Origin of the sequence: Rahnella sp. RcJ3 (assembly GCF_009498575.1) — a bacterium.
Taxonomy (GTDB): domain Bacteria; phylum Pseudomonadota; class Gammaproteobacteria; order Enterobacterales; family Enterobacteriaceae; genus Rahnella; species Rahnella aceris.
The window spans coordinates 157,707-173,438 of the sequence record NZ_QSNX01000002.1; the positions used below are offsets into that span (position 1 = coordinate 157,707).

The following is a 15,732-nucleotide window of genomic DNA, read 5'->3' on the forward strand; positions in this document are numbered from 1 at the left end:
ACGATGGATGCACTTTGTCCGGTTTGCAGCCAGCCGATGAGCTGGGTAAGTGGTCACTTTCATTGTGACGCCAGCCATGGCGACTATCAGCAAATCGCATTATGCCCGGATTGCCAGCAACCGTTGCAGGAGCTGAAAGCCTGCGGCGCGGTCGATTACTTCTGCCAAAACGGGCACGGGATGATTTCTAAAAAAAGGGTACGGTTTACGTATTCGCCTTATTCCGCAGAGTGATCGTCAGGGGGAGCCTGCTTCCATAAATTCACCAGTTCCTCGGGCGTTTCGGTTTCAGGAATAATCACCACCAGGCTGGCCGAATGCGCTTGCGAAGCATAGTAAATCTCCAGCCGGAAATAACGCTGGTCGCCATGACCGGCGTTTTCTTTTTCCTGAGCATAGGGCAGGGCTTTGTTGATGAGCTGGCAAATTTCCCGCCGCTTATCATCACTCATACCTGAAAGTTCGACCCGTCGCGGCCCGCTGAGTTTCGGGATAAACGCAATGCCGCCTTCGCGGTAAATCTCAATGACCGCATTACTTTCCAGCGAATCTAAAGGTTTCATTTACATCACTCCGACCTGCTCCCAGGCTTCACGAACCGCTTGTGCAACGGAAGCGTCAAAGCGTTTTTCCGCATGCTGAATCGTCAGTTGGGCGAACGTGACAAAGTCTGCATTTTTGGGCAGGGATTTATCACAAACCGTGTCATACCAGACGTAACCTGCACGTTCCCACGCGTTACCACCCAGTTTAGTCGCTGCCAGATAGAACGCGCGGTTAGGTATGCCTGAATTGATGTGCACACCGCCGTTGTCATCGCGGGTATTCACATAACCGTTCATGTCCGCCGGTTGCGGATCTTTACCCAGCAGCGGGTCATCGTAAGCGGTGCCGGGATGAGACATAGAACGCAGGCCGGAACCGTTAATGCCTTTCGCCAGCAAACCTTCACCAATAATCCAGTCGGCTTTATCGGCAGTTTGTTTCAGGTGGAATTGTTTCACCAGCGAACCAAACACATCCGACATCGATTCGTTCAGCGCGCCGGACTGGCCGTTATATTCCAGACCTGCTTCCGTTTCGGTGACACCGTGGGAAAGCTCGTGCCCGACAACGTCGATAGCAATCGTGAAGCGGTTAAAGATTTCGCCGTCACCGTCACCAAACACCATCTGCTGTCCGTTCCAGAAGGCATTCTGATAGCCTTTGTCATAATGCACCGTGCCGAGAAGCGCCAGCCCTTTGTTATCAAGGGAATTTCGCTGATAGGCCTGCCAGAAGAAATCATAGGTCACGCCAAGATAATCATAGGCTTCATCCACCGACACATCGCCGTTACTTGGCTGACCTTCCTTACGCACGGATTCCCCCGGTAGTCGGGTGGTATTTTTGGCGTCATAAATATCACGCTCAACCTGACCCGCTTTGGCTGTCACGATCTTCTGCGGTTTGGCGTAGGGCTGTGCCATCAGGGTATTCACATGTACCAGCGTCTGTCTGGCACATCTGCGCTGGGGCTCTGAACCGTGTTCAATAATACGGTTAAGCATGTAGGGCGGGATAACGCTGTTGTAACGCTTTGCTGAACTGTGATTCATCGTGAATCTCCTTATCAAGAGTCACCCGAAGGTGAAAACAAGGTGTTCTGACCGTCTGATACTGAAAGCCGGCTAATGAATAGTCATCACCGTCAGTATAGGACTGCTGAGCGTTAAGCCTGTTAAAGATGAGATTTATCTGTCCGGCTGCGGGTCATACAACGTATGTGAATGACAAATCACAGCGCGTCCGCTGGCTTTTCTGACCGATTCGCGCACCACCAGTTTTCCCTGCAACAGCTGCGTTGTGTGAGGCGCATCGGGGCGCAGCATGCGCCGTTGCAACAGGGAAATCGCTTCGGCACCGAGTTCATCGCGCGGCACATGCACCGCTGTCAGCGGCACATCGTGAATTTCTGCAAGATTGAATCCGTCAGTGCTGATAACGCTGATATCCCCGGGCACGGAAAAGCCGCGTTTAGCCAGCGCTGCTACCACGCCGGAAGCCATAAAATCGCCACCGGCCAGGATTGCGGTCGGCAGCGGCTGGCCGGGCGGCAAGGCATCCAGAAATTCCAGCAGCGCCTGTTCGCTTTCCTGGGCACCGAATCCTGAGGTATTCAGCAAATGCTGGCTGTCACTGAAAACCTGATGATGGCGCGTGAACGCCTGTTTAATCCCCGTGAGCCGAAGTTCCATCGTATGACGTCGCAGGCACTGCACGGTCACGATATGTGTGTGGCCCTGAGAAAAGAGATAGTCGCAGGCGAAATCGCCCATCGTCTGATGATCGGGGCTGACGCTGTCATGGCGCATATGCCGGTCATGGCAATTGACCAGCACGCAGGGCTTGCCCATGTCAGCGGCCAATTGATGAATGTGAGGATCGTCGATACCGACCAGTAATACGGCTTCGGTTTGCGGATCGGTCATTTTGGCGATGAACAGCGCAGCATCGGCGTTTTCTTCTTCCATCGCACAATAACGGACGCGCACTTCATGATGGGCGGTGGCAGCCAGAATGCCCTGGATCACCTTGTAGTAAAAAATATCGCTGCGCACATCAAAGGCGCGGGCGGGAGCGAAAATCAAAATGTTGTTGAGCATCAGCCTGCCGGTGGAAAGGCCATCGAGAACGCCCTGAGATTTGGCACACTCAAGCACGCTGTCGCGCGCCTTGCTGCTGGTGTTATTTTTTCCGGCTAAAACCCGTGAAACGGTACTGATCGACAACCCTGTCTGGTCGGCAATTTGCTGGATATTTAACTTTCCTTTCAAACTGTGATCTCCTTCAAAATCGTCCATGCAAAAATTTTCATATCAGAAGATGTGCTTCCCGTGAGCTTTTATCCTCCCTGACTTCCCCGTGCAGTTATAGCGTGAAAGCTTTTGCAAAAAATCACGTTTCCCTCACAAATCCGGCTGCCTACTCTGCAGAAGTACCTCACATGACACATCATCTGCGGCCAGGCCGACGGGTGGGAGAACGGACATGACAATTCAAATAAATACCGGGACAGCTGCGGTTGCAGGACGCAGAAAGATAAAGGCTTTACGCTGGTGGATGCTGGCGCTGTTTCTGCTCGGCGTGACGGTCAACTACGTCACCCGAAATTCTCTGGGGTTACTGGCGGCTGAACTGAAAACCAGCCTGAACATGACCACGGAACAATATTCTTACATCGTCGCGGCGTTTCAGGCGGCGTACACCATTTTCCAGCCGTTGTGCGGCTGGCTGATTGATGTAATTGGCCTGAAGCTGGGCTTTCTGATCTGCGCCTCAATCTGGGCGGTGGTTTGTATGCTGCATGCAGGGGCGGGCAGTTGGATCCAACTCGCCGTTCTGCGCTTCTTTATGGGCAGTGCCGAAGCGGCGGCGACTCCGGCCAACGCCAAAGCGATTTCCGACTGGTTCCCGCGTAAAGAGCGTCCGGTTGCCGCGGGCTGGGCAGGCGTAGGCTTCTCGATTGGTGCCATGCTGGCCCCGCCGATTATCCTGGTCGCGCACGTGTCATTTGGCTGGCGTGGTGCGTTCCTGTTCTGCGGCGTGCTGTCGATGCTGTGGGTTCTGCTGTGGTGGAAGTTCTACCATTCACCGGAAACGCATCCGAACCTGAGCAAAGATGAACTGGCGCTGATCCGTTCAGATAACGAGCCGCAACAAACGCGTCTGCCGTTTATCAAATCGCTGAAAATTGTCTGTAAAAACAAGAAATTCTACGGTATCGCCATTCCGGCATTTCTGGCTGAGCCTGCGTGGGCGGTGTTCAGTTTCTGGGTGCCGTTGTATCTCGCCAATGAACGTGGGATGGATTTAAAACACATTGTGATGTTTGCCTGGCTGCCGTTCCTGGCCGCCGACCTCGGCAGTATTGCCAGCGGCTATCTCACCACGTTGTACCGCAAAGTGTTTGGCTGCACCCGCATTAACTCCATCGTCGCCAGCTCCGTCACCGGCGCATTTATGATGCTGTCGCTGGCGCTGGTCGCCTTGACGCAAAGCCCGTATGCCGCCATCGCCCTGATTTCCATCGGCGGTTTCGGTCATCAGGTGATTTCCTGCATGCTGAGCGCCGTCGTGGTGGAGACATTCGATAAGAGCCAGGTGGCGACAGTTAACGGCATGCGCGGTTCTTCGGCGTGGATCGCCAGTTTCCTGTTTTCACTGCTGATCGGCGCCGTTGCCGACAAAATGGGTTTCAATCCGCTGTTTATCGCGATGGGTTTCTTTGATTTGATCGGCGCAGTCTTCCTGGTTGCTCTGATCGCTGAACGCCGCAATCCGGCAAAAAGGGAGAGTCTATGAAGACGTTAAAACACTGGGAGCTTGCCGGGCAGGATGAAGCAGGCGTGGATTTGCGGGTTGATGGTAAACATCTGTTTTCTCTGCGTGTGCTGGAACAGGGTTTAATCCGCGTATTCATCCAGCGAAACGGCGAGCTTGCGCTGGATCGTACCTGGAGTATCGCACCACAAAATGATGCACCATGGGAAGGGCGTGGCCGTCTGAGCAACGAAGGTTTTTCAGTGCCGGGCTATCAGCTCGAACAGGGCGACGATTGCCTGACACTGACCACTGAGGCGCTGCGCGTCACGGTGCATCAGCCGTTGTGGCTGGAGTGGGAATATAAAAATGAGGCCGGTGTCTGGCAGCCGCTGGTAAAAGATCGGAAAACCGGTGCATATATGCTCGGCGTGAAAAACGAAGCATCGGCGCACTATCAGCTGCGTGAGGCGCAGGATGGCGTGTACGGGCTGGGCGAGAAAGCCGGTGATCTCAACCGTAGCGGCCGCCGCTTTGAAATGCGTAATCTGGATGCGATGGGCTATAACGCCGCCAGCACCGATCCGCTGTATAAGCATATCCCGTTTACCCTGACGCGGCGCAATGGTGTCAGTTTTGGCGTTTTCTACGACAATCTCAGCAATGTCTGGCTTGATCTCGGCAATGAACTGGATAATTACCATCTGCCTTACCGTCGTTTCAGTGCCGAAGCGGGCGATCTGGATTACTACCTGTTTGTCGGCCCGACGTCACTCGACGTCACCAAAAAGCTGGTGCGCCTGACCGGTAAAACTACCTTTGGGCCGAAATGGAGTCTCGGTTACAGTGGCTCGACCATGTATTACACCGATGCGCCGGATGCCCAGCAACAGCTGATGAAATTCATCACGCTGTGCGAACAGCATGAAATTCCGTGTGATTCATTCCAGTTATCATCGGGTTACACCTCGATCGGCAACAAGCGCTACGTCTTTAACTGGAACTACGACAAAGTGCCTGAGCCGGAAGTGATGTCGAAAGCGTTTCTTGACGCTGGTATCCGTCTGGCGGCCAATATCAAACCTTGCCTGTTGCAGGATCACCCGCAATATGAACAGGTTGCTGAGCAGGGTTTATTTATCCGTGACAGCGAAAGCGACGTGCCGGAACGCTCAGTATTCTGGGATGACGAAGGTTCCCACCTCGATTTCACTCATCCGGCCGCTGTGCGCTGGTGGCAGAAAGGCGTGACACAACAGCTGCTTGAAAAAGGCATCGGCTCGACGTGGAATGACAACAACGAGTATGAAGTCTGGGACAGCGATGCGCGCTGCCACGGTTTCGGCAAATCCATCGCCATCAAACATATCCGTCCGGTGATGCCGCTGCTGATGATGCGTGCGTCGTTTGAAGCGCAGCAAAACTTTGCGCCGGAAATCCGGCCGTATCTGATTTCCCGCTCCGGCTGTTCCGGCATGCAGCGTTACGTGCAAACCTGGAGCGGTGATAACCGCACTAACTGGCAGACGCTGCGCTACAACACCCGCATGGGGATTGGTATGAGTTTATCCGGTTTGTATAACGTCGGGCACGACGTCGGCGGATTCTCAGGGGATAAGCCGGATGCCGAACTGTTTGTCCGCTGGGTGCAAAACGGCGTGATGCATCCACGTTTCACCATTCATTCCTGGAATGATGATCACACGGTGAATGAGCCGTGGATGTATCCGCAGGTGACGCCGCTTATTCGTGATGCCATCCGTCTGCGTTATCGCTTATTGCCTTATTTCTACACCTTGCTGTGGCAGGCTCATGCGGATGACGAGCCGATGCTGCGCCCGACATTCCTCGACCACGAGCACGACAAAAACACCTTCGCGGAAACCGATGACTTCCTGATGGGACGTGATTTGCTGGTCGCCAGCGTGGTGGATGAGGGGCAGCGTGAGCGTAATGTTTATCTGCCTGATAACGGAATGGGCTGGTGCGATTTCTATACCGGCGAATGGTTTGCGGGCGGGCAGACAATCACCCTCGACGCACCGCTGGACAGATTGCCGCTGCTGGTGCGCGCCGGTGCTGCATTGCCGCAATCTTGCCGTCTGGCGCATGTTGAGGCCAGTAAAGATATGCTGCGTGAATTGCATGTGTATCCGGCACCGGGTCAGGTGACATCGTCAGGCATGCTGTTTGAAGATGACGGCGAAAGCCATCGCTGGGAGCAGAATCATGCGCTGTGGCTGAACTGGGATATCGCCAGTGACGATCAGCGAATCAACATCACGCTGACGCAGCGCGGCGATTTCAAACCGGCGTGGAAAACCCTGAGCATTGTGCTGCCGCAAAGCGAACCGCGTGAAGTTTGGGTGAATGGCGTGAAGACAAATAACTATAATCTGTAAGCTTTTCAATCTCCTCCCCCTGCGAAGGGGGAGGATGGGGGAAACCTAACGCTTATTTAACCGCACGTTTACGCACCTTCTTCTCTACCACAATCGATTTCACTTCACTTTCAATCCAGCCATCGGCCAGACGTGTTTTCAGTGTATCGCCCGGTGCAGTCTGCGTGGTTTTCTTCAGCAACGCGCCTTGCGGCGTGGTCGTCACGCTATAGCCGCGGGCGAGTGTCGCCAGCGGACTGACGCCTTCCAGTTGCGTACAGGCAGTACCGAAACGCTGACGGCTTTCGGTCAGTTGCGATGACATCGCCTGTTGCAGCCGGTACTGAAGCTGCTGAACCCGCTGCTGGGCGCGGTGAATACGCGGCTGCGGTTGCTGTTGTGTGAGGCGTTGCTGCAAACGGTCGGTGCGGCGCAGCATCTGACGCAGCTGGTTTTGCATGGCTTCATCAAGACGACGGCGCAATTTGAACAGCGCCGTTTGCTGACGCGCCAGACGTAAATGCGGATGCTGCTGTTGCAGGCGGTGATTCAGACGCGTGAAGCGCTGCGTCAGTTGTGCGAGATAATAATCCATCGCCATTTCGAGGCGCTGCTGCTGCGACTGGATCTGGCGCAGCAATTCCAGCTGATTGCGGCTGATCAGTTCGGCAGCAGCAGATGGCGTCGGCGCACGTAAATCAGCAACAAAATCGGCAATCGTCACATCGGTTTCGTGGCCGACGGCGCTGACGATCGGAATGCGGCTGGCAAAAATCGCCCGTGCCACGCGCTCATCGTTAAAGCTCCATAAATCTTCCAGCGAACCGCCACCGCGCCCGACAATCAGGACATCGACTTCTTCCCGAGCGTTAGCCAGCTCAATGGCGCGGACGATTTGCCCCGGCGCATCCGCGCCCTGAACTGACGTCGGATAAATAATGACGGGTAACGACGGGTCGCGACGCTTTAAGACATTTAACACGTCATGCAGCGCGGCGCCGCTGGCGGAAGTAATCACACCCACGCATTTAGCAGGCGAGGGCAGCGGTTGTTTAAACTGTGCATCAAACAGACCTTCGGCGGCCAGTTGCTGTTTCAGCAGATCGAATTTTTGCTGCAATAAACCGTCGCCAGCTTCCTGCATACTTTCGGCAATCAGCTGATAATCGCCACGTGGCTCATACAGCGTAATGGTCGCGCGGACTAATACCTGCTGGCCATTTTGCGGGCGGAACGTTGTGCGGCGATTCGTGTTGCGGAACATGGCACATTTGACCTGAGCGCGGTCATCTTTGAGCGTAAAATACCAGTGGCCGGAGGACGGCTGAGAGAAGTTTGAAATCTCACCGGAGAGCCAGACCTGACCCATTTCGTTTTCCAGCAACTGTCGGACCGTCTGATTCAGGCGGCTTACGGTAAAAATAGGAGGCGAAGAAGGTAGCGACATGTGATCCAGATCAAATTCAAAAACAGAGACTTAATCGAACGATACTACATGCCCGCAAAAGGTAATCAAGAAGTTTTTGAAATAGTTCTGGTCGAAATGCCTACTCACCTGTATACTCCCGCTGCAATATTTTATCTTTTCCGCATCCACCTTGGTGAGATATTGCCCATGCTACGTATCGCAAAAGAAGCACTAACGTTCGACGACGTTCTCCTTGTTCCAGCCCACTCCACAGTTTTGCCTAATACTGCCGACCTCGGTACTCAACTGACCGCTAAAATCCGTCTGAATATCCCTATGCTGTCCGCAGCGATGGATACCGTGACTGAAGCGAATCTGGCGATTGCTCTGGCGCAGGAAGGCGGCCTCGGATTCATTCACAAGAACATGTCTATTGAGCGTCAGGCGGAAGAAGTCCGTCGCGTGAAGAAGCATGAAAGCGGCGTTGTTGCTGACCCTAAAACCGTCACGCCATCGACCACTTTGCGTCAGGTTAAAGAACTCACTGAAATTAACGGTTTTGCCGGTTATCCGGTCGTGACTGAAGAAAACGAACTGGTCGGTATTATTACCGGTCGTGACGTGCGCTTCGTGACCGATCTGGAACAGCCTGTCACTGCGGTCATGACGCCGAAAGAACGTCTGGTCACCGTCAAAGAAGGCGAAGCCCGCGAAGTCGTGCTGCAAAAAATGCACGAAAAACGCGTAGAGAAAGCGCTGGTGGTTGACGCGCAATTCCATCTGCTCGGTATGATCACCGTAAAAGACTTCCAGAAAGCCGAACGTAAACCGAATGCCTGTAAAGATGAGCAGGGCAGCCTGCGCGTCGGTGCAGCGGTTGGCGCAGGTGCGGGCAACGAAGAACGTATCGATGCGCTGGTTGCTGCCGGTGTTGACGTTCTGTTGATCGACTCTTCTCACGGCCATTCCGAAGGCGTTCTGGAACGTATCCGCGCAACCCGCGCGAAATACCCGGATCTGCAAATCATTGGCGGTAACGTTGCAACTGGCGCAGGTGCTCTGGCACTGGCGAAAGCAGGCGTGAGCGCGGTGAAAGTCGGTATCGGTCCTGGCTCCATCTGTACTACCCGTATCGTGACCGGCGTGGGTGTTCCGCAAATTACCGCCGTTTCTGACGCGGTTGAAGCGCTGGAAGGCACCGGTATTCCGGTTATCGCTGACGGCGGTATCCGCTTCTCCGGCGACATCGCAAAAGCTATCGCTGCCGGCGCAAGCTGTGTGATGGTCGGCGGGATGCTGGCGGGTACTGAAGAATCTCCGGGCGAAATCGAGCTGTATCAGGGCCGTTCATACAAATCTTACCGCGGCATGGGTTCTCTGGGCGCGATGTCCAAAGGCTCTTCAGACCGTTACTTCCAGACTGATAACGCTGCTGACAAACTGGTACCGGAAGGTATTGAAGGTCGTGTGGCGTATAAAGGCCGTCTGAAAGAGATCATCCACCAGCAAATGGGCGGTCTGCGCTCCTGTATGGGGCTGACCGGTTGTGCTACCATCGACGACCTGCGCACCAAGGCTGAGTTTGTCCGCATCAGCGGTGCCGGGATCCAGGAAAGCCACGTACATGACGTGACGATTACCAAAGAGTCACCGAACTACCGCATGGGATCCTGACCCTAAAGACAGCGAGCTAAAGGCTCGCTGTCTGCTTTTAAGATTGTTAGAAAATTTAACCTGTTGTTTTAACGCTTTTATTGCTTTCTGGAAAACGCCCCCTCATGAGCGAAAATATTCACAAGCACCGTATCCTGATCCTCGATTTCGGCTCCCAGTACACCCAACTTGTTGCGCGCCGCGTGCGTGAACTGGGTGTCTATTGCGAACTCTGGGCCTGGGACGTAACCGAAGCCCAAATCCGCGAATTCAATCCGAACGGGATCATCCTGTCCGGCGGCCCGGAAAGTACTACCGAGCATGACAGCCCGCGTGCACCAGACTATGTCTTCGAAGCCGGTGTACCGGTTCTGGGCGTCTGCTACGGCATGCAAACCATGGCGATGCAGTTAGGCGGCCATGTTGAAGGCTCTAACGAGCGCGAATTTGGTTATGCGCAGGTTGAAGTTCAGACTGAAAGCGCGCTGATCCGTGACATTCAGGATGCCCTGAGTGAGAACAACAAACCGTTGCTCGACGTCTGGATGAGCCACGGCGATAAAGTGACGGCCATCCCGTCTGATTTTGTGACCGTTGCCAGCACTGAGACTTGCCCGTTTGCCATTATGGCCAACGAAGAAAAACGCTTCTACGGTGTGCAGTTCCACCCGGAAGTGACGCATACCCGTCAGGGCCTGCGTATGCTCGAACGTTTCATCATGGATATCTGCGAGTGCGAAGCCCTGTGGACGCCGGCAAAAATCATTGAAGATGCCGTTGAACGTCTGCGTGTGCAGATTGGCGACGATCATGTGATCCTCGGCCTGTCCGGTGGCGTTGACTCTTCCGTGACCGCCATGTTGCTGCACCGCGCCATTGGCGACCGTCTGACTTGCGTATTCGTCGATAACGGTCTGCTGCGTCTTAACGAAGCAGATCAGGTGCTGGAAATGTTCGGTGACCGTTTCGGTCTGAACATCGTTCATGTCGCTGCGGAAGAGCGCTTCCTGTCTGCGCTGGCAGGCGTTGATGAACCTGAGGCCAAACGTAAAATCATCGGCCGCGTCTTTGTTGAAGTGTTCGATGAAGAAGCCTGCAAGCAGGATGAAGTGAAATGGCTGGCGCAGGGCACCATCTACCCTGACGTGATTGAATCCGCAGCCTCGGCCACCGGTAAAGCGCACGTGATCAAATCGCATCACAACGTGGGCGGTTTGCCGAAAGAAATGAAACTGGGTCTGGTTGAGCCGCTGAAAGAACTGTTCAAAGACGAAGTACGTAAAATCGGTCTGGAACTCGGCCTGCCGTATGACATGCTTTACCGTCACCCGTTCCCGGGCCCGGGTCTGGGCGTTCGCGTGCTGGGCGAAGTGAAGAAAGAGTACTGCGACCTGCTGCGTCGCGCCGATGCTATCTTCATCGAAGAACTGCATAAAGCCGACCTGTATAACAAGGTCAGCCAGGCCTTCACCGTCTTCCTGCCAGTCCGCTCCGTTGGTGTGATGGGCGATGGACGTAAATACGACTGGGTCGTTTCCCTGCGTGCAGTAGAAACCATCGATTTCATGACCGCGCACTGGGCACACCTGCCGTACGATTTCCTTGGCCGCTGCTCCAATCGCATCATCAACGAAGTCGACGGTATCTCCCGCGTTGTCTATGATATCTCGGGCAAACCACCGGCAACGATTGAGTGGGAATGATTTCGCGTCTGGCAACAGCCTGCACGTTAAAGCAATAAACACCTCTAAGCCCGCGTAACTGCGGGCTTTTTGATATCTGTCAGATATCAGACGGCTGTTTCAACCTTATCATGTGATTCTTTCCTGAGTTTATTCAACTGTACCTGTACTATCTTTAACCGGTGGTGCAAAACGATGCAGTGCTAATGGACGACGGATATCTATCGTAAAGGTAGTCGTACTCACTCTTATATTCAGGCCTTATAGTTTCTCTATGGAATCGAATCCTCACGCGCCGTTGGCCAGTTTTATTGATCTCATGATGGATGCTGTTTTTGCGGTTGATGCCCATGCCAATATCGTTTTTGCGAGTGCATCATGCGAACGTATCTTTGGCTATACGCCGAAAGAAATGATCGGCAAAAACATGTTTGACATGATGCTGCCTGAAGATCGGGAAATAACCCGAAACTCGGTGGTGGGGATCATGTCTGGCAATCCTCAGTTTCATTTTGAGAACCGTTACATTCATAAGAATGGACAAGTAGTCAACATCATGTGGACGGCACGCTGGTCACCGGCTGATCAATTGCGCATTGGGGTTGCCCGAGATATTACCGAACGCAAACGATCCGAATTGTTGCAGTCTGCGCTTTATTCTATTTCTGAAGCTGCACATACCGCCGAAGATTTACTCAAGTTATTCCAGCGCATTCATGAGATCGTCGGCACGCTGCTGCCCGTCGATAATTTCTCGGTGACGCTCTACGATGATGAAACCGGTAAACTTAGCTTCCCTTATCATGTGGATCAGTTTCTGCCGAGGCCAGACCCCTTTACCCTGATCCCAGGTACGTTCTACGCAGAGATTATTCATACCGGTCTGCCGCTGCTGCTCACACCTGAAACGATGGTTGCCCGCATGGAAGAATTGCGGGTCTCTTTTGGCATGAATCCATTCTGCTGGCTGGGTGTTCCGCTCAAGTCGCATAAGGGCACGATTGGCGTGCTTATGGTCAAAAGCTACCCAGGGGGTGTGTGCTACAACGAACAGGATCAGGAGTTGCTGCAGTTCGTTTCGACTCAAATTGCGACTGTCATTGAGCGTCAGCAAATGCAGGCTCGGCTGCAGTATATGGCGCAGTATGATCCACTGACCGACCTCCCGAACCGGGGTTTTTTACATGACCGCCTGAAAGTCGCGCTCTCAACAGCACGTCGGGAGCAAGGTCAGTTGTCGCTGTTGTACATTGATCTCGACAAATTTAAACAGGTTAACGATACGCTTGGCCATGGTATTGGGGATTTACTGCTGCAGGGGGCCGCTGCGCGCCTGAAGTTGTGTGTGCGCGAATCGGACACCGTCGCTCGTGTCGGCGGCGATGAGTTTGTGGTTTTGCTTCAGGGGGTTTCCTTACCCGCGTCTGCTCGGGTAGCAGAAAAAATCCGTGACGCTTTCAATCCTCCTTTTACCCTGGAAGGCCACAGTTTGACCATCACGCCCAGTATCGGAATCGCACTCTATCCGGAGCATGGTAACGATGAACGTCAGCTTCTCGAATATGCCGACAACGCCATGTATTTAGCCAAAAACGGCAAAGCGCATTGAGAAAATAGCGATCAAATGGGAATAAGTTTTAGAGACATCTGCTATTTAAAATCCACAAAACGCCAGTGTGATTAAATTATCCACTGGCATTTTTTATGCCTGAAATTCTCTCAGATCGTTATTTCAAATGCGCCGCAAACCCATTTTTCTCCGGCGCAATTTCCGGTTTCAATATCAGTGACGGAATAGCGTAATCGCCGCCATTCTGCTGGCGGAATGAAATGGGTGTCGCGCTTTCTAATGTATCCAGCCGGTGAGACATCTCCGCGCAAATTTGCGCATAGCGGGTTTCATCCATGCGTCCGGTGCGGTAGAACACCAGCGGCGGCAGTACGCTGAAGCCCGGATAGTGCAGGATGCCGTGATGGATCGGGAACAGCAGCTCGTCGATAGGGCCATTAATCCCACGCGCACTGTAATGCGGTTCCCAGCCACCGGTCGTGACCATCAGCATGGCGCGTTTACCGGCCATTTTGCCTTCTCCGTAACGGTCGCCCCAGTGCGTGTCGGAATGTTCACCGACGCCGTAAGCAAATCCGTAGGCATAAACGCGTTCCACCCAGCCTTTCATAATCGCGGGCATTGAAAACCACCATAGCGGGAACTGAAATATCACGGTATCAGCCCACTGTAATTTTTCCTGTTCGGCGGCAATGTCATGGCTTTGCGTGCCATTCTGGTAAGCGCGCTGTGAATCCTGCGAAGGTTGAAAAGGCCCTGGTGAAGGCTCGGTGTTATCTCCGGCATCCAGCGCGGCTTTCCATTGCATGGCATACAAATCCGATATCTGCACATTGTGCCCGGCGGCCTGCAAATGACTGACCGCAAAATCTTTCAGCGAGCCGTTCAGTGATTGTGATTCAGGGTGGGCATAGACGATCAATACATTCATGACGAATTCTCCGCTAAGTGGTAAACGCAGAGTAGGTTGTTGTCAGGTATAGTTGAAATGAATTGATCATATAGCAGGTATAGCGATGAGTAATTTCGGCCGTTTGGATCTCAATTTGTTGCTGACGCTGGATGTCCTGCTCGCCGAGCAAAACGTCACGCGTACGGCGCAACGCCGTAATCTTTCACAACCTTCAGTCAGCGTTCAGCTCGCGAAGTTGCGGGAATTTTTTGATGACCCTTTGCTGCTGCCGGGACCACGGGGGATGCGGCCGACCGCGCGTGCTGATGAATTACGTGAGCCGCTGCGACGGGCACTGGCCGCGCTGGAGCAGGCCGTGTCTGCGGGTGAAGTGTTTGACCCCTCGACGGCAAAGAATACCTGGAATCTGGGGGCGGCAGATTATGGCGAATCGACCATTGTGCTGCCCGCGTTACGGGCATTACGTAGAGCCGCACCTTCTGCACGGCTGGCTATTTTTGAAACGTCACCTGCGCGGATTATCCGCAAAATGGAGCAGGGTACGCTGGATCTCGCATTCCATACCGGCGAGGCGGTGATGAATGGCCTGCACAGCCGATTATTGTTTGCTGAACGTTATGTTTTGGTGAGCAGAAAAAGACATCCGCAGGTTAAAGGCGAGATATCGCGTTCAGCGTTTTGCGCACTGGAACATGTGATCGTTTCACCTGATGGTGGGGGTTTCTATGGCAATACCGACATCGCGCTGGCGGCCACTGGATTATCGCGCCGCGTCGTCATGTCAGTGCCGCATTTCCTGTTTGTCGTTCAGGTGCTGATGACCACTGATCTGGTGGCGATGTTGCCGGAACGTCTGGTACGTGGAAATCCTGCTTTGCAGGTTACTACACCGCCGCTGGATGTTTCGGGGTTCGAGATGTACATGGTCTGGCACGAGCGCGCTCATCGTGATCCTGCACATCAGTGGCTGCGTGAGTTTATCGCTGATTCAGTCTGAAAAAAGGCAGCCTTACGACTGCCTGTGTCTGACGGTGCGGAAAACCGGAACTTATTCGTTGAACAGCTTGGTATCATTCGCCAGGCTATCTACCACAACTTTTAAATCGTTGGCGGTAACTTTCTGTTTATCATTAGAAACTTGTTTACCGAATCCTTTACGCACGACTTTGATCACCGGTTTGCCAGTACTGGCGTCGATCAGCTCACCTTCGAAATACACTTCAGTGTCACGCGTGCGGTGGCCTGTCGCGGTTTGAGTTCCGGCAATAACCAGCGCGACCGGGACGACTTCATAGAACTGCAAACCTTCTGCCGACGTGTTCACACCGGTGATCGCACCTTTGAAAATCAATGTGCGCGGCCCTGCGTGATCTGTCAGTGGCAGGCGCTCTGCCAGTGCAGGTTTCATGCGGCTGTTGGCGTAATCCAGCACCCCCTGCAAGGTGGCTTTGTCGATCTGCGCCGTAGGCTGCGGTTCCGGGTAGAATTTAATCGGTTCGTATTTGATGTAAGAATAATTTTCTTTCTTAAACGAAGGATCGATCCAGCGCAGAACCGGATTTCCCCCAGCCGTTTTCACTTCCTTAAGGCCGGAATAATCGCCTAAAAAACCTGAGTATTTTTCCGTCTTGGTAATGTGGCTGGTACAACCGGCCAGGAACAGTGCGCCAGTCACTGCGGCGATCTGCATCAGTTTTATTGTTTTCATTCGTACCCTCGAAATATTTTAAGGAAGACCAAGTATGTATAGCACCGCTGCGGAATTTAACCTCTTAACGACAAAGAAAAATTGATATTCATCAGGATCGTGAAAATACGGTTCT

At 53.4% G+C, this 15,732-nt stretch carries 13 protein-coding genes; 7 read left to right on the forward strand and 6 right to left on the reverse strand.

Annotated elements, in window-relative coordinates:
* Nucleotides 1-3 precede the first annotated feature (3 nt).
* On the forward strand, nt 4-234 hold the full coding sequence (locus DXU84_RS03360) for a zinc ribbon domain-containing protein (RefSeq protein ID WP_013574377.1): 231 nt from the start codon (nt 4-6) through the stop codon (nt 232-234).
* On the opposite strand, the gene DXU84_RS03365 is transcribed toward DXU84_RS03360, so the two are convergent.
* From DXU84_RS03365 to DXU84_RS03375, 3 genes are all read right to left on the reverse strand, one after another.
* A complete protein-coding gene (locus DXU84_RS03365; RefSeq protein WP_013574378.1) occupies nt 219-563 on the reverse strand; it encodes a protealysin inhibitor emfourin in 345 nt (114 codons plus the stop codon). The two genes, DXU84_RS03360 and DXU84_RS03365, sit on opposite strands and share 16 nt — an antisense overlap.
* Nucleotides 564-1,598 (reverse strand): M4 family metallopeptidase, encoded by a 1,035-nt coding sequence (locus DXU84_RS03370; protein WP_153374841.1) that lies wholly within the window; start codon nt 1,596-1,598, stop codon nt 564-566.
* Between the two features lie 135 nt (nt 1,599-1,733).
* Nucleotides 1,734-2,816, reverse strand: a complete 1,083-nt coding sequence (locus tag DXU84_RS03375; RefSeq protein ID WP_013574380.1) for a LacI family DNA-binding transcriptional regulator — start codon at nt 2,814-2,816, stop codon at nt 1,734-1,736.
* Between the two features lie 214 nt (nt 2,817-3,030).
* On the opposite strand from DXU84_RS03375, the gene DXU84_RS03380 reads away from it, so the two are divergent.
* On the forward strand, nt 3,031-4,344 hold the full coding sequence (locus DXU84_RS03380) for an MFS transporter (protein ID WP_013574381.1): 1,314 nt from the start codon (nt 3,031-3,033) through the stop codon (nt 4,342-4,344).
* Nucleotides 4,341-6,704, forward strand: coding sequence for a TIM-barrel domain-containing protein (locus tag DXU84_RS03385; RefSeq protein WP_153374843.1), 2,364 nt, complete (start codon nt 4,341-4,343; stop codon nt 6,702-6,704). The genes DXU84_RS03380 and DXU84_RS03385 overlap by 4 nt, the downstream gene beginning before the upstream one ends.
* A gap of 52 nt (nt 6,705-6,756) precedes the next feature.
* Here the strand turns inward: DXU84_RS03385 and xseA are convergent, their stop codons facing one another.
* Entirely contained in the window at nt 6,757-8,130 is a 1,374-nt protein-coding gene (xseA, locus tag DXU84_RS03390) for an exodeoxyribonuclease VII large subunit (RefSeq protein WP_013574383.1), read from the reverse strand.
* 168 nt (nt 8,131-8,298) lie between these two features.
* On the opposite strand from xseA, the gene guaB reads away from it, so the two are divergent.
* The 3 genes from guaB to DXU84_RS03405 all read left to right on the forward strand — a co-directional run bounded on the left by guaB (nt 8,299) and on the right by DXU84_RS03405 (nt 13,035).
* Nucleotides 8,299-9,765 carry an IMP dehydrogenase gene (gene guaB, locus DXU84_RS03395; protein WP_015689478.1) on the forward strand — a complete coding sequence of 489 codons (1,467 nt, stop codon included), beginning with the start codon at nt 8,299-8,301 and terminating at the stop codon, nt 9,763-9,765.
* Between the two features lie 104 nt (nt 9,766-9,869).
* A complete protein-coding gene (gene guaA / locus DXU84_RS03400; RefSeq protein WP_013574385.1) occupies nt 9,870-11,447 on the forward strand; it encodes a glutamine-hydrolyzing GMP synthase in 1,578 nt (525 codons plus the stop codon).
* Between the two features lie 253 nt (nt 11,448-11,700).
* Nucleotides 11,701-13,035: a bifunctional diguanylate cyclase/phosphodiesterase gene (locus DXU84_RS03405; protein ID WP_013574386.1), complete on the forward strand. Its 1,335-nt coding sequence runs from the start codon at nt 11,701-11,703 to the stop codon at nt 13,033-13,035.
* Between the two features lie 118 nt (nt 13,036-13,153).
* Here DXU84_RS03405 and DXU84_RS03410 read toward each other — a convergent pair whose 3' ends face one another.
* On the reverse strand, nt 13,154-13,927 hold the full coding sequence (locus DXU84_RS03410; RefSeq protein ID WP_013574387.1) for an NAD(P)H-dependent oxidoreductase: 774 nt from the start codon (nt 13,925-13,927) through the stop codon (nt 13,154-13,156).
* A gap of 85 nt (nt 13,928-14,012) precedes the next feature.
* Between DXU84_RS03410 and DXU84_RS03415 the strand changes: the two genes are divergently transcribed.
* Nucleotides 14,013-14,906 (forward strand): LysR family transcriptional regulator, encoded by an 894-nt coding sequence (locus DXU84_RS03415; RefSeq protein WP_013574388.1) that lies wholly within the window; start codon nt 14,013-14,015, stop codon nt 14,904-14,906.
* Between the two features lie 51 nt (nt 14,907-14,957).
* Here DXU84_RS03415 and DXU84_RS03420 read toward each other — a convergent pair whose 3' ends face one another.
* Nucleotides 14,958-15,617, reverse strand: a complete 660-nt coding sequence (locus DXU84_RS03420) for a DUF3313 domain-containing protein (RefSeq protein WP_037036392.1) — start codon at nt 15,615-15,617, stop codon at nt 14,958-14,960.
* Nucleotides 15,618-15,732 lie beyond the last annotated feature (115 nt).

Coding starts and splice junctions, on each gene's coding strand:
- DXU84_RS03370 (WP_153374841.1), bottom strand. CDS start 1,598: ATGAATCACAGTTCAGCAAAGCGTTACAACAGCGTTATCCCGCCCTAC.
- DXU84_RS03380 (WP_013574381.1), top strand. CDS start 3,031: ATGACAATTCAAATAAATACCGGGACAGCTGCGGTTGCAGGACGCAGA.
- DXU84_RS03365 (WP_013574378.1), bottom strand. CDS start 563: ATGAAACCTTTAGATTCGCTGGAAAGTAATGCGGTCATTGAGATTTAC.
- guaA (WP_013574385.1), top strand. CDS start 9,870: ATGAGCGAAAATATTCACAAGCACCGTATCCTGATCCTCGATTTCGGC.
- guaB (WP_015689478.1), top strand. CDS start 8,299: ATGCTACGTATCGCAAAAGAAGCACTAACGTTCGACGACGTTCTCCTT.
- DXU84_RS03385 (WP_153374843.1), top strand. CDS start 4,341: ATGAAGACGTTAAAACACTGGGAGCTTGCCGGGCAGGATGAAGCAGGC.
- DXU84_RS03405 (WP_013574386.1), top strand. CDS start 11,701: ATGGAATCGAATCCTCACGCGCCGTTGGCCAGTTTTATTGATCTCATG.
- DXU84_RS03420 (WP_037036392.1), bottom strand. CDS start 15,617: ATGAAAACAATAAAACTGATGCAGATCGCCGCAGTGACTGGCGCACTG.
- DXU84_RS03360 (WP_013574377.1), top strand. CDS start 4: ATGGATGCACTTTGTCCGGTTTGCAGCCAGCCGATGAGCTGGGTAAGT.
- DXU84_RS03415 (WP_013574388.1), top strand. CDS start 14,013: ATGAGTAATTTCGGCCGTTTGGATCTCAATTTGTTGCTGACGCTGGAT.
- xseA (WP_013574383.1), bottom strand. CDS start 8,130: ATGTCGCTACCTTCTTCGCCTCCTATTTTTACCGTAAGCCGCCTGAAT.
- DXU84_RS03410 (WP_013574387.1), bottom strand. CDS start 13,927: ATGAATGTATTGATCGTCTATGCCCACCCTGAATCACAATCACTGAAC.